The organism is Kitasatospora sp. NPDC088351, from assembly GCF_040685575.1.
Taxonomy (GTDB): Bacteria; Actinomycetota; Actinomycetes; order Streptomycetales; family Streptomycetaceae; genus Kitasatospora.
The window spans coordinates 320,185-338,654 of record NZ_JBFBIL010000001.1 but is presented as its reverse complement, the minus strand read 5'-3'; the positions used below and the strand labels follow the sequence as shown (position 1 = coordinate 338,654).

Annotated in this window: 21 protein-coding genes; 11 read left to right on the top strand and 10 right to left on the bottom strand. The window is 73.6% G+C overall.

Annotation, left to right across the window (positions count from 1 at the left end):
* Positions 1 to 150: 150 nt before the first annotated feature.
* The 3 genes from AB0P06_RS01465 to AB0P06_RS01455 all read left to right on the top strand — a co-directional run bounded on the left by AB0P06_RS01465 (position 151) and on the right by AB0P06_RS01455 (position 2,605).
* Positions 151 to 834 carry a hypothetical protein gene (locus AB0P06_RS01465; RefSeq protein ID WP_363604166.1) on the top strand — a complete coding sequence of 228 codons (684 nt, stop codon included), beginning with the start codon at positions 151 to 153 and terminating at the stop codon, positions 832 to 834.
* A gap of 161 nt (positions 835 to 995) precedes the next feature.
* Positions 996 to 1,751 carry a VC0807 family protein gene (locus AB0P06_RS01460; RefSeq protein ID WP_363604165.1) on the top strand — a complete coding sequence of 252 codons (756 nt, stop codon included), beginning with the start codon at positions 996 to 998 and terminating at the stop codon, positions 1,749 to 1,751.
* A 113-nt stretch (positions 1,752 to 1,864) separates the two neighbouring features.
* Positions 1,865 to 2,605 carry a tyrosine-protein phosphatase gene (locus AB0P06_RS01455; protein ID WP_363604164.1) on the top strand — a complete coding sequence of 247 codons (741 nt, stop codon included), beginning with the start codon at positions 1,865 to 1,867 and terminating at the stop codon, positions 2,603 to 2,605.
* A gap of 21 nt (positions 2,606 to 2,626) precedes the next feature.
* On the opposite strand, the gene AB0P06_RS01450 is transcribed toward AB0P06_RS01455, so the two are convergent.
* On the bottom strand, positions 2,627 to 3,199 hold the full coding sequence (locus AB0P06_RS01450) for a GNAT family N-acetyltransferase (protein ID WP_363604163.1): 573 nt from the start codon (positions 3,197 to 3,199) through the stop codon (positions 2,627 to 2,629).
* Between the two features lie 30 nt (positions 3,200 to 3,229).
* Here AB0P06_RS01450 and AB0P06_RS01445 point away from each other — a divergent pair, with 30 nt between their 5' ends.
* From AB0P06_RS01445 to AB0P06_RS01435, 3 genes are all read left to right on the top strand, one after another.
* On the top strand, positions 3,230 to 3,676 hold the full coding sequence (locus tag AB0P06_RS01445; RefSeq protein ID WP_363604162.1) for a GNAT family N-acetyltransferase: 447 nt from the start codon (positions 3,230 to 3,232) through the stop codon (positions 3,674 to 3,676).
* A gap of 63 nt (positions 3,677 to 3,739) precedes the next feature.
* Entirely contained in the window at positions 3,740 to 4,447 is a 708-nt protein-coding gene (locus tag AB0P06_RS01440) for a class I SAM-dependent methyltransferase (RefSeq protein ID WP_363604161.1), read from the top strand.
* Positions 4,448 to 4,527: 80 nt separating this feature from the next.
* Entirely contained in the window at positions 4,528 to 5,277 is a 750-nt protein-coding gene (locus tag AB0P06_RS01435; RefSeq protein ID WP_363604159.1) for a Clp protease N-terminal domain-containing protein, read from the top strand.
* A 78-nt stretch (positions 5,278 to 5,355) separates the two neighbouring features.
* Here AB0P06_RS01435 and AB0P06_RS01430 read toward each other — a convergent pair whose 3' ends face one another.
* From AB0P06_RS01430 to AB0P06_RS01410, 5 genes are all read right to left on the bottom strand, one after another.
* On the bottom strand, positions 5,356 to 5,832 hold the full coding sequence (locus AB0P06_RS01430) for an NUDIX hydrolase (protein WP_363604158.1): 477 nt from the start codon (positions 5,830 to 5,832) through the stop codon (positions 5,356 to 5,358).
* Between the two features lie 99 nt (positions 5,833 to 5,931).
* Positions 5,932 to 6,363, bottom strand: coding sequence for an SRPBCC domain-containing protein (locus AB0P06_RS01425; RefSeq protein WP_363604156.1), 432 nt, complete (start codon positions 6,361 to 6,363; stop codon positions 5,932 to 5,934).
* Between the two features lie 69 nt (positions 6,364 to 6,432).
* Positions 6,433 to 7,446, bottom strand: coding sequence for a sigma-70 family RNA polymerase sigma factor (locus tag AB0P06_RS01420; protein WP_363604155.1), 1,014 nt, complete (start codon positions 7,444 to 7,446; stop codon positions 6,433 to 6,435).
* A gap of 147 nt (positions 7,447 to 7,593) precedes the next feature.
* A complete protein-coding gene (locus AB0P06_RS01415) occupies positions 7,594 to 7,866 on the bottom strand; it encodes a hypothetical protein (RefSeq protein ID WP_363604154.1) in 273 nt (90 codons plus the stop codon).
* A gap of 127 nt (positions 7,867 to 7,993) precedes the next feature.
* A complete protein-coding gene (locus AB0P06_RS01410; protein ID WP_363604152.1) occupies positions 7,994 to 8,260 on the bottom strand; it encodes a UBP-type zinc finger domain-containing protein in 267 nt (88 codons plus the stop codon).
* A gap of 243 nt (positions 8,261 to 8,503) precedes the next feature.
* Between AB0P06_RS01410 and AB0P06_RS01405 the strand changes: the two genes are divergently transcribed.
* Both AB0P06_RS01405 and AB0P06_RS01400 read left to right on the top strand, forming a co-directional pair.
* Positions 8,504 to 9,265 (top strand): SDR family oxidoreductase, encoded by a 762-nt coding sequence (locus AB0P06_RS01405; protein WP_363604151.1) that lies wholly within the window; start codon positions 8,504 to 8,506, stop codon positions 9,263 to 9,265.
* A gap of 83 nt (positions 9,266 to 9,348) precedes the next feature.
* Complete coding sequence (locus AB0P06_RS01400; protein ID WP_363604149.1) at positions 9,349 to 11,928, top strand: lysylphosphatidylglycerol synthase transmembrane domain-containing protein; 2,580 nt, start codon at positions 9,349 to 9,351, stop codon at positions 11,926 to 11,928.
* 60 nt (positions 11,929 to 11,988) lie between these two features.
* Here the strand turns inward: AB0P06_RS01400 and AB0P06_RS01395 are convergent, their stop codons facing one another.
* Positions 11,989 to 12,183: a hypothetical protein gene (locus AB0P06_RS01395; RefSeq protein ID WP_363604148.1), complete on the bottom strand. Its 195-nt coding sequence runs from the start codon at positions 12,181 to 12,183 to the stop codon at positions 11,989 to 11,991.
* A gap of 198 nt (positions 12,184 to 12,381) precedes the next feature.
* Here AB0P06_RS01395 and AB0P06_RS01390 point away from each other — a divergent pair, with 198 nt between their 5' ends.
* The 3 genes from AB0P06_RS01390 (at position 12,382) to AB0P06_RS01380 (ending at position 14,196) form a co-directional block, all read left to right on the top strand.
* Complete coding sequence (locus AB0P06_RS01390) at positions 12,382 to 12,849, top strand: carboxymuconolactone decarboxylase family protein (RefSeq protein WP_363604147.1); 468 nt, start codon at positions 12,382 to 12,384, stop codon at positions 12,847 to 12,849.
* A 124-nt stretch (positions 12,850 to 12,973) separates the two neighbouring features.
* A complete protein-coding gene (locus tag AB0P06_RS01385) occupies positions 12,974 to 13,615 on the top strand; it encodes a methyltransferase (protein WP_363604146.1) in 642 nt (213 codons plus the stop codon).
* The gene (locus AB0P06_RS01380; protein ID WP_363604145.1) at positions 13,612 to 14,196 is read left to right on the top strand and encodes a TrmH family RNA methyltransferase; all 585 of its coding nucleotides are present in this window, start codon (positions 13,612 to 13,614) and stop codon (positions 14,194 to 14,196) included. Before AB0P06_RS01385 ends, AB0P06_RS01380 begins: the two co-directional genes overlap by 4 nt.
* Positions 14,197 to 14,264: 68 nt before the next feature.
* Here AB0P06_RS01380 and AB0P06_RS01375 read toward each other — a convergent pair whose 3' ends face one another.
* The 3 genes from AB0P06_RS01375 to AB0P06_RS01365 form a co-directional block, all read right to left on the bottom strand.
* Positions 14,265 to 15,323 (bottom strand): NADP-dependent oxidoreductase, encoded by a 1,059-nt coding sequence (locus AB0P06_RS01375; protein ID WP_363604143.1) that lies wholly within the window; start codon positions 15,321 to 15,323, stop codon positions 14,265 to 14,267.
* Entirely contained in the window at positions 15,320 to 17,077 is a 1,758-nt protein-coding gene (locus AB0P06_RS01370; protein WP_363604142.1) for an NAD(P)/FAD-dependent oxidoreductase, read from the bottom strand. The genes AB0P06_RS01375 and AB0P06_RS01370 overlap by 4 nt, the downstream gene beginning before the upstream one ends.
* A gap of 76 nt (positions 17,078 to 17,153) precedes the next feature.
* Positions 17,154 to 18,344 (bottom strand): cytochrome P450, encoded by a 1,191-nt coding sequence (locus AB0P06_RS01365; protein WP_363604141.1) that lies wholly within the window; start codon positions 18,342 to 18,344, stop codon positions 17,154 to 17,156.
* Between the last annotated feature and the right edge of the window lie 126 nt (positions 18,345 to 18,470).

Below are 18,470 nucleotides of genomic sequence, written 5' to 3'. Positions count from 1 at the left end.
CGGCCGCCCGCCGCCACCCCCCGCCCAGCACGAGGCGCGGCGCCCGTCCGGACGCCGCTCTCCGCACCTCGGACCCGACGGCCCCTGCCCCGACACGACCTCCGGCATGCCCCCGCACGCCGCGTCACGACCCGACCAGGAACGACCGCGATGACGACCGCCCACGAGCTCCACGCACGGGGCCTGCGCGAGCACCTCGCTCCCGCCCTGCGCGGCCTGGGCTTCACCGGGTGGCGCCGGACGTTCAGCCTCCCCGACGAGACCCACTGGGCGCTGCTCGGCGTGGTCGAGAGCCACACCGCCGACCGGGTGCGCTACACCTTCGACCTCGGCGTGATCCGCAAGGCGGACTGGACCGCCGCCTTCCCCGGCCCGCGCCCCGACCCCCGCGCCGTCTACGGCATCGAGACCTGGCGCGCCCGGATCGGCGAGGTGCTGCCGGTCGGCGAGGACGTCTGGTGGGAGGTGCTGCCCGGCCCGCGCTGGCAGGTCGCGCTGGACGACTCGGTCGCCGCCGTCCGCCACTACGGCCTGCCCGAACTGCTGCGCCGGGTCGAGCGGGACCGCGGCGGCACCGGCGAGACCTATCTGTCCCCCGCCGAGCTGGAGCAGGTCAACGGCGTGCTGCTGGCCGCCTCGGTGGCCCGGATCCAGCGCGCCGAACTGTCCGACCGGGTGCTCGTCCTCACCGGCGCCTGGACCAGGGCGGACGCGGTCGCCCTGGCCGTCCTGCGGGGCGTCGCGGACGGGTTCCTCTCGGCGCGGGACGAACGGTTCCGCACGGTGCGCTGCCTGGACACCCTCGGCCGGGAGCTGTGGACCTTCCCGGAGTGAATCCCCAGGTCGGAGGCGTTGTCATGACGCGCACCGTGACAACTGTCATGCGGATCCCGCAGCGGACGACACTGCCCTGACGGAGGGTCGGCTCGGAAGACTGGAGGCACGACGCGGGCACCGGCCCGCAGGCCGAGCACCAGTCCGGGGAGGACCCCACCGTGAGCCAGACCCTCAGCGCCCCCGCTCTCACCAGCACCGCCGTCGCCGCTCCGACCACGACGACGACCACCGCCACCGCCACCACCGCCGCCACCGCGCCGAACCCGGTGGCCGCCGCCCTCCGCCCGCTCGCCCTCGACGTGGCCGCCCCGTTGGCCGGCTACTACCTGCTGCACTCGGCCTTCGGGATGAGCGAGTTCGCCGCCCTCGCCTGGAGCGGCGTGATCCCGGCCGCCCGCACCGTCTTCGGGCTGCTCCGCGAGCGACGGCTCAACCTGTGGGCCTCGATGATGCTGGGCGTCAACCTCGCCGGCCTGGCGCTCACCACCGTCACCGGCGACGCCCGGCTGATGATCGCCAAGGACGGCGCGCTCAGCGGCACCCTCGCGCTGGCCGTCCTGGTCTCCGCGCTGATCGGCCGGCCGCTGATGTCCCCGATGCTGATGCCCTTCGTGACCAGGGGCGACCGCGGCCGCGCCGACGCCTGGGAGCGGCTGGCGGGTGGCCGGGCGGCCCGCTCGCGCTCGTTCCGCCGCTACGAGCGGCTGTTCTCCGGGATCTGGGGCACCGCCCTGCTGACCGAGTGCGCGGCCCGGGTGGTCGGCGCCTTCACCCTGCCGGTCTCGACCATGGCCTGGCTCTCCACCGTGTTCCTGATCGGCGCGATCGCGGCCGGTTCGGTGCTCGGCCAGTCCGCCGCCGAACCGCTGGCGAAGCTGGTGCAGGCCGAGGCCGCGGAGCCGACCACCCGCTGAACCTGCCCGCCCGACCACCCGCACCGCCCGCCGCGCACGGAACCATCCGGGCGCCCCCGGAGTCCTCTTATAACGAGGGGGTAACGGACCCCCGGTCTGAAACGGGGAGCCTGATGAGCCGGACGCACGCGCTGACCACCGCCACCGAGGACCGCACCCTGGTCTGGGACGGTTGCCTCAACGTCCGCGACCTCGGCGGCCTCCCCACCACCTCCGGCGCCCGCACCGCCCGCCGCGCCGTCGTCCGGGCCGACAACCTCGACCGCCTCACCGCCGAGGGCCGGGACACCCTCCTCGACCACGGCGTCCGCACCGTCGTCGACCTGCGCAACGTCGAGGAGTACAAGCCGCTCCTCCCGCTCCCCGCGGGCGTCGAGCTGGTCCGCGTCCCGCTGGACGACCTCGCCGGCCCCGCCTGGTGGAAGACGTACGGGCACCTGGACGGCACCCCGCTCGCGCTGCGCCCCTACCTGGACCACTGCCCGCGCGCCGCCGCCGAACTGATCACCACCATCGCCGGCGCCCGGCCCGGCGGCCTGGTCGTCCACTGCGGCGCCGGCCGCGACCGCACCGGCCTGGCCGCCCTGCTGCTGCTCGCCCTCGCGGGCGTCGAGCCGTCCGAGATCGTCGCCGACTACCTGCTCAGCGCGCCGAACGTCCGCCCGCTGTACGGGATGCTCGGCCTGCCGGACCAGTACCGCCGGATCGACGCCGTGCTCGCCGAGGCCGGTACCACCGCCGAGGCCGCCCTGTACGCGGCCCTCGAAGGCTTCGAACCGGCCGGCTACCTGCTCGCCGCCGGCGTCGACCCGTCCGATCTCACCGCCGTCCGCACCCGCCTGCTCGACTCGTAGCGCCCTACTCGTCGTAGCGCACTACCAGAGCCGGTCGATCTCCCCCGGGTGGAGGGCGATCCGGCTGCCGGGGAAGTCCGCGCGGTGCCGGACGGCGTGCCCGCTGAAGAACCCCGCCATCGTCACCTTGTCGAAGCCGGCGCCGTCGCTGGGGAACGGCTCCTCGGGCGTGCCGCCGACCAGCACCGTGCCCGGCAGCGGCTCCCAGCCGGCGCTCTCGTAGAACCCCTGGAGCCCGCGGTCGCAGGTGAACAGCGCGAGGTCCGCGCCGCTCTCCCGGACGGCGGCGCGGGCCGCCGACACCAGATGCCGCCCGTGGCCCCGGCCGCGCCGCGCCCGGTCGGTGACCACCCCGCTCAGCCCGCTCGCGGCGTACGTCCGTCCGGCGTGGGCCAGTTGCTTGGAGAGCACGTCGAGCGCGGCCACCACCCGGTCGCCGTCCAGCAGCAGCATCGACAGTGGCCGCAGCGCCGGGTCGTGCACCGGGACGGTCGACGGCGCCGGCGGTCCGGGCCAGGCCTGGTCCTGCAACTCGGCGACCTGGAGCTTGAGTTCGCCGGGCACCTCGGCCTCCGGCAGTGCGAGTACGCGCATGCTCCCCCCTCGTCTGCCAGACTCCCGGGCGTGATCTTCCGGACCGCCACCCGTCAGGACCTGCCCGCCATCATCGCGCTGCTCGGCGACGAGGAGCGGGTGATCGACCCGGCCACCGTGCAGGTCGACGAAGCCTACGCCCGTGCGTTCGCCGCCGTGGAGGCGGACGCCCGCAACGAGATGCTCGTCCTCGACGAGGGCGACGGCACCGTGCTCGGCTACCTCCAGCTCACCCGCATCCCCGGCCTCGGCCGGCACGGCCAGGAGCGCGCGCTGATCGAGGCCGTCCGGGTGCGGGCCGACCGCCGGGGCGCCGGGCTCGGGCGCGAGCTGCTGACCAGGGCCGTCGCGCGGGCCCGCGAGCACGGCTGCACCCTCGTCCAGCTCACCAGCGACAAGCGCCGCACCGAGGCCCACCGGTTCTACGCCTCGCTCGGCTTCGCGCGCAGCCACGACGGCTTCAAACTGACGCTCTGAGGCCCGGGTTCGCCGGATTTAATCGCTCGCCCGCCGCCCGGGGCGGCGGCGATACTGCACCGCATGGCGGACTTCTCCGACTTCGACACTCGCGACTACCCGATGGTGGACGTCCGCACCGGCTACGCGCGGTGGGTGGAAACGTACGAACGGACGGTCGAGGACGCGATGGACCTCGCGGTGCTCGACCGGCTCACCGCGCCCGCCTGGGCGGAGGTCGGCCGCGCCGCCGACCTCGGCTGCGGCACCGGCCGGACGGGCGCCTGGCTGCGCGGGAAGGCCTCGGCGGGCCTGGTCCTGGACGGCGTGGACCTGACGCCCGAAATGCTGGCGGTCGCCCGGGAGAAGGCCGTGCACGACAGCCTCGCCGAGGCGGACGTGGCCGACACCGGCCTGCCGGGCGGCGGGTACGACCTGGTGATCTCCTCGCTGATCGACGAACACCTGGCCGACCTCGGCCCGTTCTACCGCGAGGCGTGGCGGCTGGCCCGCCCGGGCGGCCGGTGCGTACTGGTCGGCCTGCACCCGTACTTCATCATGGCGGCCGGCATGCCCACCCACTTCACCAGCGCCGCCGGGGAGTCCATCGCCATCACCACCCATGTCCACCTGGTCAGCGACCACCTCACCGCCGGGCTGGCGGCCGGCTGGACGCTGGTGGAGATGGCCGAGGCGGTCGTGGACGACGCGTGGATCGCCCTGAAGCCCAAGTGGGAGAAGTACCGCAGCCACCCGGTCTCGGCGGCGTACGTCTGGGAGAAGAGGGCCTGAGACGGGGGCGGCCGAACTCAACTCGCCATAGCGTCAACCGATGGTTGACGATCCGGGATCGACAACCTACGGTTGACGCTATGGAGAATCCCGTTGTTCCCAAGACCACTCCGCTGCGCCTCGACGACCTGATCGACGCGATCAAGAAGGTCCACAGCGACGCGCTCGACCAGCTCTCCGACGCGGTCATCGCCGCGGACCACCTCGGCGACCTCGCCGACCACCTCATCGGCCACTTCGTCGACCAGGCCCGCCGCTCCGGCGCCTCCTGGACCGACATCGGCCACAGCATGGGCGTCAGCAAGCAGGCCGCCCAGAAGCGCTTCGTCCCCAAGGACCCGGGCGCCCCCGCCGACCTCGACCCCAACCAGGGCTTCAGCCGGTTCACCGACCGGGCGCGGAACGTCGTGATGGCCTCGCAGGAGGAGGCCAGGGCGGCCGGCAACGCCGAGATCGGCGCCGAGCACCTGCTGCTCGGCCTGCTCGCCGAGCCGAAGGGCCTGGCCGTGAAGGCGCTCGCCGCCCAGGGCGTCACCCCGGAGGCCGTCCGGACCGCGGCGACCGCCGCGCTGCCGGCCGCCGCCGGGGAGGTGCCCCCGCTGATCCCGTACAACGGGCAGGGCAAGAAGGCGCTGGAGCTGACCTTCCGGGAGGCCCTGAAGCTCGGGCACAACTACGTCGGCACCGAGCACATCCTGCTGGCGCTGCTGGAGCTGGAGAACGGCGCGGGCGTGCTGGCCGACCTGAACGTCGACAAGCACGAGGCCGAGACCTTCACGGCGGAGGCCATCGCGGCCTTCGTCGCGGCACAGGCCACCGGACAGCAGTGACCGGCGGATCCGGCCCCGGCGGCGGCGTCCGCCCGGGGCCGGAAGCCGCGGGCCGGACACCGCGCCGGAAGCCGCGGGTCAGAAGCCGGACACCTGCGTGGTGACGATCCGCACCCGCCCGTCGGCGGCCGCCTCGATCGCCGCCCGCAGGCGCAACGACCGCGCGGGACCGAGGAGTTCGATCGCCTCCTGGTCCGTGACCCAGCGGTGGTCGTCGAGTTCACCGGCCGGGACGGTCACGGGGGTGCCGTCCGGGACGGTGCCGAAGTCGAACAGGAAGTGCTGGGCCGGGTGGTCGAGTTCGGCCGACGCGTGGGTCCAGGAGATGGCCAGCAGGTCGCCGGCCTCCCCGACGAGGCCGGTCTCCTCGATCAGTTCCCGCGCGGCGCACTCGGCCGGCCCCTCCCCCAGGTCGATCGTCCCGCCCGGGAACTGCCAGTGCTCCCGGTAGCCGGCCTTCACGATCAGGATCCGCCCGGACTCGTCCCGCAGCACGCACCCCGCGGCGGCGTAGATCCGCGGCAGGGACGCCAGCCACTCTTCACGGGACTTCAAGGGCTCAGCCGACACAGCGGGCCTCCTACGGCGCGGGGGGAATTCCGCGCCCCACTCTGCCACCCCCGCCCGCCAGGACGGGCGGGGGTGGACAGGCCCCTAGGCGGACAGGTGCTCGACCAGCCGGTCGAAGCTGGAGTTGAGGCCGGCCTCCGCCTCCGGGCCGCAGTACATCTGCGGCACGGCGGTCTGGTGCAGCACCACCTCGGTACGGCCCTCGCCGAGGTCCCGGAAGGTCAGGGTGGAGCGCATCCCGGTGCTCCCCTCGGCGATGGCGATCAGCTCGCCCGCCCGGATCTCGGTGATCTCGCTCGTCATCGGGTACCGCTCCCCGGTCGCGTCCATGACCATGGTGCTGTCGTAGCGCCCGCCGACCCTCGGCTCGATGGTCACGGTGTCCAGCGGGACGTGCGTACCGACCGGCCCCCAGAAGCGGACGAACTGCTCGGGCTCGGTGTACGCGCGGAAGACGGCGTCCGGGGTGCCGGGCAGCTCGCGGGTGATGGTCAGTTCGCCGAGGTTCTCGGTCATGGTGTGCTCCTGGTGTTCATGGTGCGGTGGGTCGCTTTCACAGGGGTGGACCGGGGGCGCGCACGAAACTCATCGCCCCTCGGGAAAGTTTTTTCGAGAAGTTTCCCCGGAGCCGGTGAGCCGGGGCGGGAGCCCGAAGAGCGGGAAGAGCGTGTCGGTGTCGAGGAAGTTGGTGAGACCGGTGATCCGCCCCTCCGACACCTCCGGCACGATCAGCGACCACGGCTCGTGACCGCCCGCCGGGCCCGGCCGGTACTGCCCGAACGCCGGGCCGCCGTTGGCCGTCACCGGGACGAGCCGCGAGCCCCGGCAGCCGTGGCCCGGACCGAGCATCCACGCCCGGAGCTCGGCGCGGCCCCGCAGCCACAGCGCGTACGGCGGCATGTTGAGCGTGACGTCCTCGTGCAGCAGCGCGGCCAGCCCGTCCATGTCGTACCGCTCGAAGGCGGTGACGTAGCGGGCGAGCAGCGCGCGGTGGTCGTCGTCCAGGTCCGGGGCCGGGCGGGCCGCGGCGCCGTCCGCGGCGAGCACCGCGCGGGCCCGCTGCAACGCGCTGTTGACGGAGGCCACGGTGACGCCGAGCAGTTCGGCGACCTCGGCGGCCCGCCAGCCCAGCACCTCACGCAGGATCAGCACCGCCCGCTGCCGGGGCGCGAGCCGCTGCAGCACGGCGACGAACGCCAGCCGCACCGAATCCCGCTGGGCGGCCACCTCGGCCGGGTCCCCCGTCTCGGGCAGGATCCGGCCGTCCGGCGCGGGCCCGATCCAGGTCACCTCGGGCAGCTGGGCGTCGGTCGCGGTGGCGACGGTGGAGGGGCCGGCCAGGTCCATCGGGCGGGCGCGGTTCCGGCGGCCGTTCAGCGCGTCCAGGCAGACGTTGGTGGCGATCCGGTACAGCCAGGAGCGCAGCGCGGCCCGGCCCTCGAAGCCCTGGTGGCCGCGCCAGGCGCGGACCATCGTCTCCTGCACCGCGTCCTCGGCCTCGAAGAGCGAACCGAGCATCCGGTAGCAGTAGCCGGTCAGCTCCGTCCGGAACCGCTCCAGCCGGAGCTCGACCGGCTCCTCCGTCATCAGGTCGGTCATCGCACGCCCCCCAGGTCCGCCGCACCACCGGTGATCGGCCCGAACGTACCGCGGCACACTGACAATCACCCCGGGGAACACCGCTGAGCGCGCGTCAGGGGCGGGAACCCGCGGACGGCCCCCGCCCCTGACGCAGGACGCCCTCGCTCAGTGCGCGGAGTGCTTCTCGGCCCCGCGGTGGCGGTGGCCCTTGAGTTCGGCGTGCATCGCGGGGGCGGCGTGCGGGGCCGCCGCGCCGGCCTCGCGTCCGCCGTGCCGGAAGGCACCGCCACCGCCGTCCGCGCCGGTGTCGAGGCGCGGGGCGCTGGTGCGCAGCTGCGGTACGAGCGGCTTGGGGGTCATCGCCATCCCCCGGCGTTCCAGCAGTTCCTGGGTGCCCCGGCGCAGTTTGCCGCTGCTGCTCGGGGTGTGCCTGGTCATCGTCGGCCTCCCGTCGGCGGTCGCCCGCCACCCGGGTGGTGGCCGGGGCGACCACACGGGCGTTATGTCCGCATTTCGATCGGGTTACACCTGAACGGAGCAAGGGCCGCCGCCCGGGCGGGGCCGCTCAGCCCATCAGCTCGTGGACGAAGCACCAGCGCCAGTCCTCCCCCGGCTCGTAGGAGCGGATCACCGGGTGGGAGGTGTCGTGGAAGTGCGCGGTGGCGTGCCGCTGCGGCGAGAAGTCGCAGCAGCCGATGTGGCCGCAGTCCAGACAGAGCCGGAGGTGCACCCAGTCCCGCCGGCCCTGGGCGAGGCACTCGGCACAACCGTCCACGGGCGGGATCGGCGCGATGTCCAGGGGGGCCGCGGTGAGGTCTTCGCAGGCGCTCATGAACGCAGGGTAGTGACGGCGGGCCCGGCCCGCGCTCCAAGACACGCCCCGGGCCGCTCGCTCGGCGGCGGCCGGGGCGCCGGAGGCCGTCCGGCCCGGCCGGGTGGTACCGGCCTTCCCAGGATCCGCCGGCCCAGGACCGGCCTTCCCCGGAACGACACGGCCTGGGCGGGCCGTCCGGGCGCGAGCAGAGTGATCCCCGTCAGCCCCGCCGGAACGATCCGCATACCCCTGGAGCACCCGATGAGCCACCCCGCACTCGCCACCCGTACCGCCGTCGTCACCGGCGCCGCCAGCGGGATGGGCGCGGCCACCGCCCGGCTGCTCGCCGCGAACGGCGCCCGGGTCGCGCTGCTGGCCCGCCGCACCGAGCGGCTGGACGCGCTCGCCGCCGAGATCACCGCCGCCGGCGGGCAGGCGCTCGCCGTCACCGCCGATGTCACCGACCAGGCCTCGGTGGACGCCGCCGCCAAGGCCGTCCACGACGCGTACGGGCCGGTCGACCTGGTGGTCAACAACGCCGGGGTGATGCTGCCCAACCCACTCACCGACGGCCGGATCGACGAGTGGACCCGCATGATCGACACCAACCTGACCGGCGCGCTGCGGATCGTCCGCGCCTTCACCGCCGACCTCGTCGCGGCCGCCGCCGAGAGCCGCACCGCCGACCTGGTCAACGTCTCCTCGATCGCCTCGCACGTCTCCTTCCCCGACTACGCCGTCTACGGGGCCACCAAGGCCGCCGTCACCCAGCTGTCCGCCGCCCTGCGCACCGAGCTGAGCCCGCGCGACGTCCGGGTCAGCGCCGTCGAACCCGGGCTGACCGACACCGAGCTGGCCGGGCACATCGACAACCCGGTCCTGCGCGAGCAGCTCGGCGGGCTGTTCACGATGGTTCCGGCGCTGACCGCCGACGACATCGCCGACCTGATCGTCTACACCGTCAGCCGCCCCCGGCACGTCAACCTGCGCCACCTGGTCGCCCTGCCGACCCGCCAGGCCTGACGGCCGGACGGGGACGACGGGCGGGGAACCCGGCCACCGGGTTCCCCGGCGGCTCCGAACGCGGCCGTGGGAGCATGCCACCCGTGGCGATCGTGACGGGGAGAACAGACAGCGACACCGGTGGTATCCGTACCGCCGGAACCGCCGGGGCGGCCGACCCCGGGGGCCCGCCCGCCCCCGGCATACCCGGTGGCGGCCGGGGCCCCGGGGAAGTGGCGCCCGGCACCGGCCGGATCCGGCAGCCGGCGGCCCTGATCCGGCTGCTGGTCGGCCTCGGCGCGATCGTGCTGACCCTGCTGCTCGCCGACTACGCCCGGGCCACCACCGGCGGTATCGCCGCCGACGTCGCCCAGGCGGCCCGGCTGGTGCCCCGGCCGCTGGCCAGACTCGCCGGCGGGCTGTCCACCGCCGCCGTCCTGCTGGTCCCGGCCTCCTCCGCGATCCGCCGACTGCTCGGCCCGGACCGGCGCCGCGCCCTCCAGCAGGTCGCCGACGGGCTGCTGGCCGCCGTCCTCGCGTTCGGCCTCACCCTCGCCCTGGACCTGTGGGCCGACGGCCTCGCCCCCGTCTCACTGCTCGCCGCGCTCACCCAGGACCTGCCCGGCGGCGTCCTCGGCCACACCGACCCGGTGTACGGCTACCTCGCCCCCGTGCTCGCCTTCATGGCCGCCTCCGGCGCCCGCGAACGGCGGCTGCCGTGGACCGTCCTCGCCGTCTCCGGCCTCGCCGGGCTGGCCGGCGGGTACGCCACCCCGACCGCCCTGCTGCTCGGCCTGCTGATCGGCTGGACGGTCGCCCACGGCACCCTCTACGCCGTCGGCACCCCCGACCCCCGGCCCCGGCCCTCGCAGATCCTGCACAGCCTGCGCGGAGCGGGCCTGCGCCCGGTCACCGCCCGCCCGGACGGCCCCGACCGCTACCTGGTCCGCCAGGAGGCCGGCCGCCCCGACCTCGACGTCCAGGTGCTCGACCGGCAGGCCGTCACCGCCGCCCTCGTCCGGCGCACCTGGCGCCGCCTGCGGCTGCGCACCGCCCCGCACCCCCGGGCCCTGCGCTCGCTGCGCACCGGGCTGGAGCACGAGGCCCTGATCTCGTACGCGGCCCTCGCGGCCGGCGTCCGCACCCGCCGGATCGCCGCCACCGTCGGGCTCGGCCGGGACACCGCCCTGGTCGCCTACGAGCACCTGGCCGGCCGCACCCTGGACCGGCTCGCCGACGACGAGCTCACCGACGAACTGCTCACCGACGCCTGGACCCAGCTCGCGCTGCTCCAGCGGCGGGAGATCTCGCACCGGTCGCTGGTCCCCTCCTCGGTCCTGGTCGACGAGGCGGGCGCGGTGCACCTGGTGGACCTCGCGGACGGCGACATCGCGGCGAGCGAACTGGTGCTCCACTGCGACCTCGTCCAGCTGCTCACCACCTTCGCGCTGCGGACCGGCGCCGAGCGGGCCGTACGCACCGCCGTGGCGGTGCTCGGTCCGGACGCCGTCGGCGCGGCGCTGCCCCTGCTGCAGCCGATCGCCCTGGCCCGTACCACCCGGGACGCCCTCAAGCGGGCCTCCGCCGCCGCCCGGGCCGGTCGCAACGCCGCCACCGCCACCGCCGGGGACGCCGTCGGGCCGGGCGACGCCGCCACCCCCGCCCCGCAGCCCGTCGAACTGCTGGACGAGATCCGGGCCGAGGTGCTGCGCACCCAGCCGCAGGCGCCGGTACGGCCGGTCAGGCTGGAGCGGCTGCGGCCCCGCACCCTGCTGGCGGTGGTCGGCGGGGTGGTGGCCGGGTGGCTGCTGCTGCCCCAGCTGTTCGCGAGCGAGCAGAACCCGATCTCCGCCGTGGCCGACGCCGACCCGGCCTGGCTCGCGCTGGCCCTGGCGGCCGCGGTGGCGAGCCACTTCACGGCCGCACTGGGGTTCATCGGCTTCGTGCCGGAGCGGCTGGTCTTCCGCAACGCCGTGTTCGCCCAGGTCGCCGGGGCCTTTGTGAAGCTGGTCTCGCCGGGCGGGGTCGGCGGGGTCGCGCTCAACACGCGCTTCCTCCAGCGGGCCGGGATCCCGACCGCGCAGGCGCTCTCCAGCGTCGGCGTGGGGCAGCTCTTCGGCCTGGTGCTGCACCTGCTCCAACTGGGCGCCTTCGTCTATCTGATGGACCTGGAACCGGGCGGCTCCGAACTGGACGCGCTGCGGATCGTGGTGGGCGGGCTCGCCGCGGCGGCCGTCCTGCTGGCCGCGGTCTCGGCCGTACCGCCGACCCGCCGCTGGCTGGCCACCCGGCTGCGGCCGCTGACCTCCGAGGTGCTGCCCCGGCTGCTGGAGCTGCTGCGCAGCCCCGGGCGGCTGGCGGTCGGCGTCGCCGGCCAGCTGCTGGTGTCGATCTGCCTGGTCGCCTGCCTCTACTGCTGCACCCGGGCGGTCGGGCGGGAGCCGGCCTTCGCCTCGGTCGCGGTGGTGTTCCTGGTCGGCAACGCGGTCGGCAACGCGGCGCCGACCCCGGGCGGGGCCGGCGCCGTGGACGGTGTGCTGGTCGGAATGCTGGAGCAGACCGCCGCGATGGAGGAGGGCGGCGCGCTGGCCGCCGTCGCGCTCTTCCGGCTGCTGACCCTCGTGCTGCCGGTGCTGCCGGGCTGGGCGGCGTTCGCCTGGCTCCAGCGGCGCGGGGCGCTCTGACCCCGGGGACACTCCGGCCTCAGGGGCACTCCGGCCCCGGGGCGCTCACACCGCCGGCCGCTACGACCGGTACTCGTCCTCGTCCAGCTCGACGATCCGGCTCTGCTCGGCGGCGTCCGCGACCTCGGTGGCCGGATCGGCGCCCAGGGCGCGGCGCTCGACCAGCTCGTCGTACTCGTCGCCCTCGGCGGCCTCGTCCTCCGGCTCCACGGCCTCGGCGACCTCGTCCAGGTAGTCCTCGTGATTCTGCGGCATGGTGTCCGTCCTCACTGCTCGGAGGCTCCCACGGGCCCGTTGGAGGTACTGGAAGTATCCGCCGTCGGTGGCACGGACGCGATGTGCGGCCCGGCGCTCGGCGTGTTGTCCGAGCCCTCCCGCGCCCCGGAATTGACCCATGGATCCCGTCGGGAAATGCACCATGGACGGGGTGCACCGGCCTCCTAGGGTCGAAGCATGACGACGAACGAGACCACCACCGCCACCGCCCGCCTCGACTACGCCCGGACCGCCCCCAAGGCCTTCCGCGCGATGATCGCCCTGGACGCCGCCGCCCGCGAGGGCCTGGACCCGGCCCTGGTCGAGCTGGTGCAGATCCGCTCCTCCCAGCTGAACGGCTGCGCCTACTGCCTGGACATGCACGTCAAGGACGCCCGCAGGGCCGGCGAGAACGACGAGCGGATCTACCTGCTGCCGGTCTGGCACGAGGCCCCGGCCGGCGTGTACAGCGAGCGCGAGCGGGCCGCCCTGGCGCTCGCCGAGGAGATCACCCGGATCAGCGGCGGCGTCTCCGACGAGGTGTACGGGCGGGCCGCCGCGCACTTCGAGGAGAAGGAGCTCGCCCAGCTGATCTCGCTCTGCTTCACCATCAACGCCTGGAACCGGATCAACGTGGCCACCCGCAAGACCCCGGGTACCCGGTAGCACCCCCGCCCAGCTGCGCGGATGCCGGGCCGCAGGCCACCGGGGGTACGATCAGTGCCGTACCAGCAGGGCTTACCCACACCCACCCGGTGGCCCCGAGGCCCTTACGAACGACGGGGAAATCATGTCCGGCTCGCACTACTTCACCGGTGCACCCGAGGTCGCCAGCGAGCGCCGGCCGATCACGGTCACCCTGCCGGACCTCACCCTGGAACTGACCACCGACACCGGGGTGTTCTCCCGCTCCCGGCTGGACCCGGGCACCCGGATCCTGCTGGAGCACGCCCCGCAGCCCCGGGTGCGCGGCCCGATCCTGGACGTCGGCTGCGGCTACGGCCCGATCGCGCTGACCTGGGCGAGCCGGCGCAAGCGGCTGCCGGTCTGGGCGGTGGACGTCAACACCCGTGCGCTGGAGCTGGTCAGGCTCAACGCGGACGCCCTGAAGCTGGGCAATGTGCAGGCCGCGCTGCCGGAGGACGTCCCCGAGGACCTGCGGTTCGCGGCGATCTACTCCAACCCGCCGATCCGGATCGGCAAGGCGGCGCTGCGCCGGCTGCTGCACCAGTGGCTCGGCCGGCTGACCCCGGACGGCTCGGCGTTCCTGGTCGTCCAGCGCAACCTGGGCTCGGACTCGCTGATGCAGTGGCTGAACGACCAGGGATACCCGACCACCCGCGTCACGTCGGTCAACGGGTTCCGGATTCTTGAAGCGCGGCCCCGCCCGGAGGGCGCGGGCCCCGAGAGTGGACGAGGTACGACGTCGTGAAGCAGCTCCGCGGGACCGACCTGAAGCGACTGCACCGCCAGTGGCGGCGCAGCAGCGGGTTCAGGCTGGCGATGATCCTGGAGAACCTGCAGTCGCCGTTCAACGTCGGCTCGATCGTCCGGACCGCCGCCGCGATGGGCGCCGAGAAGCTGTATCTGACGGGCGACACCCCGTCGGTGCGCTCCTCGGGCGCGCAGAAGGCCGCGATGGGCACCGACAAGTACCTCAAGGTCGAGCACTTCCCCACCGTCGCCGAGGCGGTGGCCGCGGCCAGGGCGGACGGCTTCAAGGTCGTCGGCCTGGAGCTGGCGGACGAGGCGGTGCCGCTGTTCGCCGCCGAGCTGACCCCGGCGGTCGCCTTCGTGCTGGGCCACGAGGACCGCGGCATCACCCCGGACGCGCTGGCGCTCTGCGACTCGGTGGTGTTCGTCCCGCAGCTGGGCCGGGTCGGCTCGCTGAACGTCTCGGCGGCCGCGACGGTCGCCTGCTACGAGGCGCGCCGCCAGGGCTACGCGATCACCGGCACCCCGGACGGCAGCGACCCCGACGGCGGCGACCTGGGCGGCCTCGACGAGGACTGACCCGGGGCCGGGCGCCCCGGGTGAAACCCGGGCGGGAGAGGGCCCCGCGCCCTCCCCCGCCCGGGGGTTCACACCTCGACCAGCACCTTGCCCCGGTTGGCCTCCCGGTTCGTGTAGAGGCTCCGGTAGGCCTTCGGGATCTGGTCGAAGCCCTTGTGGACGGTCTGGTGGTAGCGGATCTCCCCGTTCCGGACCAGCCCGCCGAGGTCCTCGTGCATCTCGGCCAGCTTCGGCTCGGTGAACCACTCCTGGGCGAAGATCCCGCGGATGGTGGTGCGCGGGAACATGATGTACGGCAGCAGCCGGGGCCCGGTCAGCTCACCGTTCACCGTGGTCGCCCACTGCCAGCAGACGGCGACCCGGCTGTCCACGTTGAGCATGGTGAACACCGCGTCGGTGACCGTCCCGCCCAGGTTGTCGAAGTAGCGGTCGACGCCGTCGGGCGCGGCCGACAGCAGCGCCGCGCGGACCTTCTCGGCGTCGTCCGCCTGGTCGTAGAGCACCACGTCGTCGAAGCCGAGCGACTTCAGGTACTCGGCCTTGCCCGGCGAGGCGGTGGTGCCGACCACCCGGCCGGCGCCGGAGCGCCTGGCCAGCTGGCCCACCAGCGTGCCGACCGAACCGGAGGCACCGCTGATCACCACGGTGTCGCCGGGCCGGACGTCCAGGAACGTGGTGAGCGTGCCCCAGGCCGTCATGCCGGGCGCGCCCATGATGCCGAGCGCGGTGGAGAGCGGCAGCCGCTCGTCGTAAAGGGCCGGGTCGAGCCGGCGGTAGGCCGGGAAGACCATCGGGAAGATGCCGGTCTGCCACAGCTCCTCGGCGCCGTTGTGGACGACGTGGCTGCGCCAGCCGCCGAACCCCTGGACGAGCTCCCCGACCTCGAAGGCGGCCTCCGGACCGGCCTCCAGCACCTCCATGATCGAGTCCGCGCCCATGTGGTGGCCGATCGGCGTCTCCAGCGCGAGCCCGTTCTGGTACGGGTCGACGGAGACGTACCGCGTCCGGAACAGCATCTCGTCCGGCCGGAGGTCGATGTCGGCCTCCTCGACCACCTTCCGGTAGATCCGGTCGACGTCGGGCACGCCGTCGAGGTGCTCGCGGACCACCCACTTCTCGATCTTCATGCCAGGGCCCCTGTCGATACGGCGTCGGAGGAATCGGTACTGGACGGGATCTTCTCGACCGGCCCGGCCTGGTGCGGCGGCCGGCCGACGGGGAGGATCAGATGGGTGGGCAGCGGTGCGCTGTCGTCGATCTCGGCGGTGAACTCCCGCCCGTCGTCCCGGCAGACGAACTGCATCACGTGCCGGCCGGCGGCGGCGGCCCGGATCAGACCGCCGATGGTGGCCCAGACCCCGGAGAGGTAGAAGTCCGAGAGCCCCGGCAGCACCGGGCCGTTCTTCTTGATCTCCTCCTCGACGGTCTCGCTGCCCTCGACGAACGGGTTCCAGCCCGGGAAGGTGCCGTCGTAGACGCCGGTGTAGCGGACCTGGGTGAGCGGGGTCGAGACGTCCGCGACCGCGACGGCGGCCTTGAAGCCGGGGAAGCGCTCGTCCAGGAAGGAGACGATGCCGTTGCGGACCTTGCGCTTGGCCGCCATGTACTCCCGGCCGTGCTTGACCGGCAGGGTGTGCAGCTCCTCGCCGCGCCGCACCCGGGAGGACTGCTCCGGCCCGTCGTGCAGCGCCCGCCAGGGAGCGATGTCGGAGAAGTAGGTGGCGAACACCACGGTGCTCTCCCGGGGCGCCAGCTCCGGGTAGTGCCGGGTGCGGAACTGCACGTTCATGCTCGGGCAGCGGATTCCGGCGAGCTCGCCCGTCTGCTGCTCCGTCAGCAGGTAGGTGGTGCACGGGTCCCCCTCCGGGAAGGGCTTGCGCAGCCCCAGGAAGAGCGAGACGTATCCGGGCGACAGCTGGCCCGGCTCGTCGATCAGCGAGGTGTAGAGCCGCCGGTAGGTGTCGTTCAGATAGCGGCCCTTGAGCAGCTTCATCACCGTGGTGTGGCCGTCGGCCGCGGAGACCACGATGTCGGAGCGGAACACCCGGCCGTCGCTGAGCCGGACGCCCACCGCCCGGTCGTCCTCGACCAGGATCTCCTCGACCTTGGCGTTGTAGGTGATCTCGCCGCCGAGCTTCCGGTAGCGCTGCTCGATCGAGCGCGCCAGGCCGAGCGAGCCGCCCTCGGGCACCCCGGCGGCCTGGTTGGCGTGCGAGGCCAGCTGGAAGTAGAACGGCAGCACCGGGAAGGCCGGGTGCCTCTCGTAGAGGATGAAGTTGAACGCCTCGCGCAGCAGCGGCTCGCGGAAGCGCTGCGAGTAGTCCGTCATCAGGACGGTGATCGACTTGCGGATGGTGTTGAAGTACGGGAGGAACGAGGCCAGCATCCGCCAGCGCTCGATCCGGCCCATCAGCCCGACCGGCTTGAGGAACGGGTAGACCGCCAGCGCCCTGCGGAAGGTCCGGATGCCGTTGCAGAACTCCCGGATCGGGGCGGCGTCGGCCGGCGAGATACCCAGCAGATGGGCCTCCAGCCGGTCCGGGTCGGAGTAGAAGTACACCGCCCGGCCGTCCCGGCCGCGGACGATGTTGAACACGTCGAAGTGCCGCATCTCCTTGCCCTGGAGGGCGCCGAGCTCCAGCCAGATCTGGTACATCTCATTGCCCGGGCCGTTGCCGAGCAGCCAGCTGATGCACCAGTCGAAGGTGAAGTCGCTGCGGTCCCAGCCGGTGCAGGACCCGCCGGGGATCTCGTGCATCTCGAAGATCTGGGTGCGGTACCCGTTCATCCGGGCGTAGCAGCCGGTGGAGAGCCCGCCGAGGCCGCCACCGATGATGATCATCGTCTCTCTGGTCCGTCTGTTCTCTGTGCCCTTGGGCATTCCGAGGCCTCCTCGTCGTCCTTGCCCCTGCTCGGTGGCGGTCACCGGGGGTTGGTGGTCACCAGACTCACCGGGCTCACCAGGCGACCGGGAGCGCCTGCAGCCCGTTCACCATCGCGTCCGCTTTCCAGCGCAGTTCGTCCTCGGGGACGGCCAGCCGCAGGCCGGGCAGCCGCCGCAGCACCGTCTCGATCGCCACCTGGAGCTCCAGCCGGGCCAGATGGGCGCCGATGCAGTAGTGCACGCCGTGGCCGAAGCCGATGTGCGGGTTGCCGGGGCGGTCCAGGACGAGCCGCTCCGGCTCCTCGAAGACCTCCGGGTCGCGGTTGGCGGCGGCGGTGGCGATCATCACCGCGTCGCCGGCCCTGATCGTCACCCCGCCCAGCTCGACGTCGGCGGTGGCGTACCGGGGCAGGCTGAATCCGGTGAGCAGCGGCACATAGCGCATCAGCTCCTCGACGGCCTTCGGGATCAGCTCCGGCTGCTCCCGGAGGCGCCGCAACTCCTCCGGGTTGACCAGGAGCTGGTAGAAGAAGTTGCCGATCTGGTTGGTGGTGCTGACGAAGCCGGCGATCAGCAGGTCGCAGGCGATCGAGAGCAGTTCCTCCTCGCTGATCAGGCCCTGCTCGCGGCAGGCCCGGACCAGCACGGTGAGCAGGTCCTCGCCGGGCTCCCGGCCGCGCAGGTCCAGCACGCCGGCCATGTACTCGATGAACGCCTGGCCCTCGGCCGCGAGCACCTCGCCGGGCGTGACGGCGGAGAGCACGGTCTCGGCCCAGTCCCAGAGCATCCGGTGGTCCTTGGCCGGGATGCCGAGCACCTCGCAGATGATGGTGGTCGGCATCGGGATCGCGAAGTCCTCCACCAGGTCGGCCGGCTGACCGGCGGCGAGCATGCCGTCGATCAGCTCCCCGGCCAGCTCCCGGGCCCGGGCACGCAGCCGTTCGACCCGGCGGGCGCTGAACTCCCGGGCCACCAGCGAGCGCAGCCGGGTGTGCTCGGGCGGCTCGGTGGAGAACAGGCCGGCGCCGCTGCGGGCGACCGGGCGCATCCGCGGCTGGTCCTGGCCCATCGCCTCGGCGAGGCTGAAACGCGGGTCCGCCAGGACGGTCCGCACGTCCTCGTAGCGGGTGACCAGCCAGGCGCCGTCGCCGTACGGCAGGCTGATCCTGGCGAGCGGCTGGTCGCGCAACTCGGCGTAGCGGGGGTGCAGTTCGAGACCGAGCGGCTCGAACGGGTAGGACAGCGGCTGGTGCTGCCTGGGCATGAGGTGGTCCACCTCTCGTGTGGGACTGCCAGGACTGCCGGAACTTCCGGAACTGCCGGGGATTTCGGGACGGCCGGGGCTTTCAGGGCCGCCGGGGCTTTCGGGACGGCCGGGGGCGCGGGTGGT

What these genes read in the sequence shown, in the direction of transcription:
- AB0P06_RS01465 (WP_363604166.1), top strand. Translation starts at nt 151, where the DNA reads ATGACGACCGCCCACGAGCTCCACGCACGGGGCCTGCGCGAGCACCTC.
- AB0P06_RS01375 (WP_363604143.1), bottom strand. Translation starts at nt 15,323, where the DNA reads ATGAAGATCGAGAAGTGGGTGGTCCGCGAGCACCTCGACGGCGTGCCC.
- AB0P06_RS01390 (WP_363604147.1), top strand. Translation starts at nt 12,382, where the DNA reads ATGACGACGAACGAGACCACCACCGCCACCGCCCGCCTCGACTACGCC.
- AB0P06_RS01365 (WP_363604141.1), bottom strand. Translation starts at nt 18,344, where the DNA reads ATGCCCAGGCAGCACCAGCCGCTGTCCTACCCGTTCGAGCCGCTCGGT.
- AB0P06_RS01370 (WP_363604142.1), bottom strand. Translation starts at nt 17,077, where the DNA reads ATGCCCAAGGGCACAGAGAACAGACGGACCAGAGAGACGATGATCATC.
- AB0P06_RS01450 (WP_363604163.1), bottom strand. Translation starts at nt 3,199, where the DNA reads ATGCGCGTACTCGCACTGCCGGAGGCCGAGGTGCCCGGCGAACTCAAG.
- AB0P06_RS01385 (WP_363604146.1), top strand. Translation starts at nt 12,974, where the DNA reads ATGTCCGGCTCGCACTACTTCACCGGTGCACCCGAGGTCGCCAGCGAG.
- AB0P06_RS01405 (WP_363604151.1), top strand. Translation starts at nt 8,504, where the DNA reads ATGAGCCACCCCGCACTCGCCACCCGTACCGCCGTCGTCACCGGCGCC.
- AB0P06_RS01435 (WP_363604159.1), top strand. Translation starts at nt 4,528, where the DNA reads ATGGAGAATCCCGTTGTTCCCAAGACCACTCCGCTGCGCCTCGACGAC.
- AB0P06_RS01425 (WP_363604156.1), bottom strand. Translation starts at nt 6,363, where the DNA reads ATGACCGAGAACCTCGGCGAACTGACCATCACCCGCGAGCTGCCCGGC.
- AB0P06_RS01410 (WP_363604152.1), bottom strand. Translation starts at nt 8,260, where the DNA reads ATGAGCGCCTGCGAAGACCTCACCGCGGCCCCCCTGGACATCGCGCCG.
- AB0P06_RS01455 (WP_363604164.1), top strand. Translation starts at nt 1,865, where the DNA reads ATGAGCCGGACGCACGCGCTGACCACCGCCACCGAGGACCGCACCCTG.
- AB0P06_RS01420 (WP_363604155.1), bottom strand. Translation starts at nt 7,446, where the DNA reads ATGACCGACCTGATGACGGAGGAGCCGGTCGAGCTCCGGCTGGAGCGG.
- AB0P06_RS01440 (WP_363604161.1), top strand. Translation starts at nt 3,740, where the DNA reads ATGGCGGACTTCTCCGACTTCGACACTCGCGACTACCCGATGGTGGAC.
- AB0P06_RS01415 (WP_363604154.1), bottom strand. Translation starts at nt 7,866, where the DNA reads ATGACCAGGCACACCCCGAGCAGCAGCGGCAAACTGCGCCGGGGCACC.
- AB0P06_RS01395 (WP_363604148.1), bottom strand. Translation starts at nt 12,183, where the DNA reads ATGCCGCAGAATCACGAGGACTACCTGGACGAGGTCGCCGAGGCCGTG.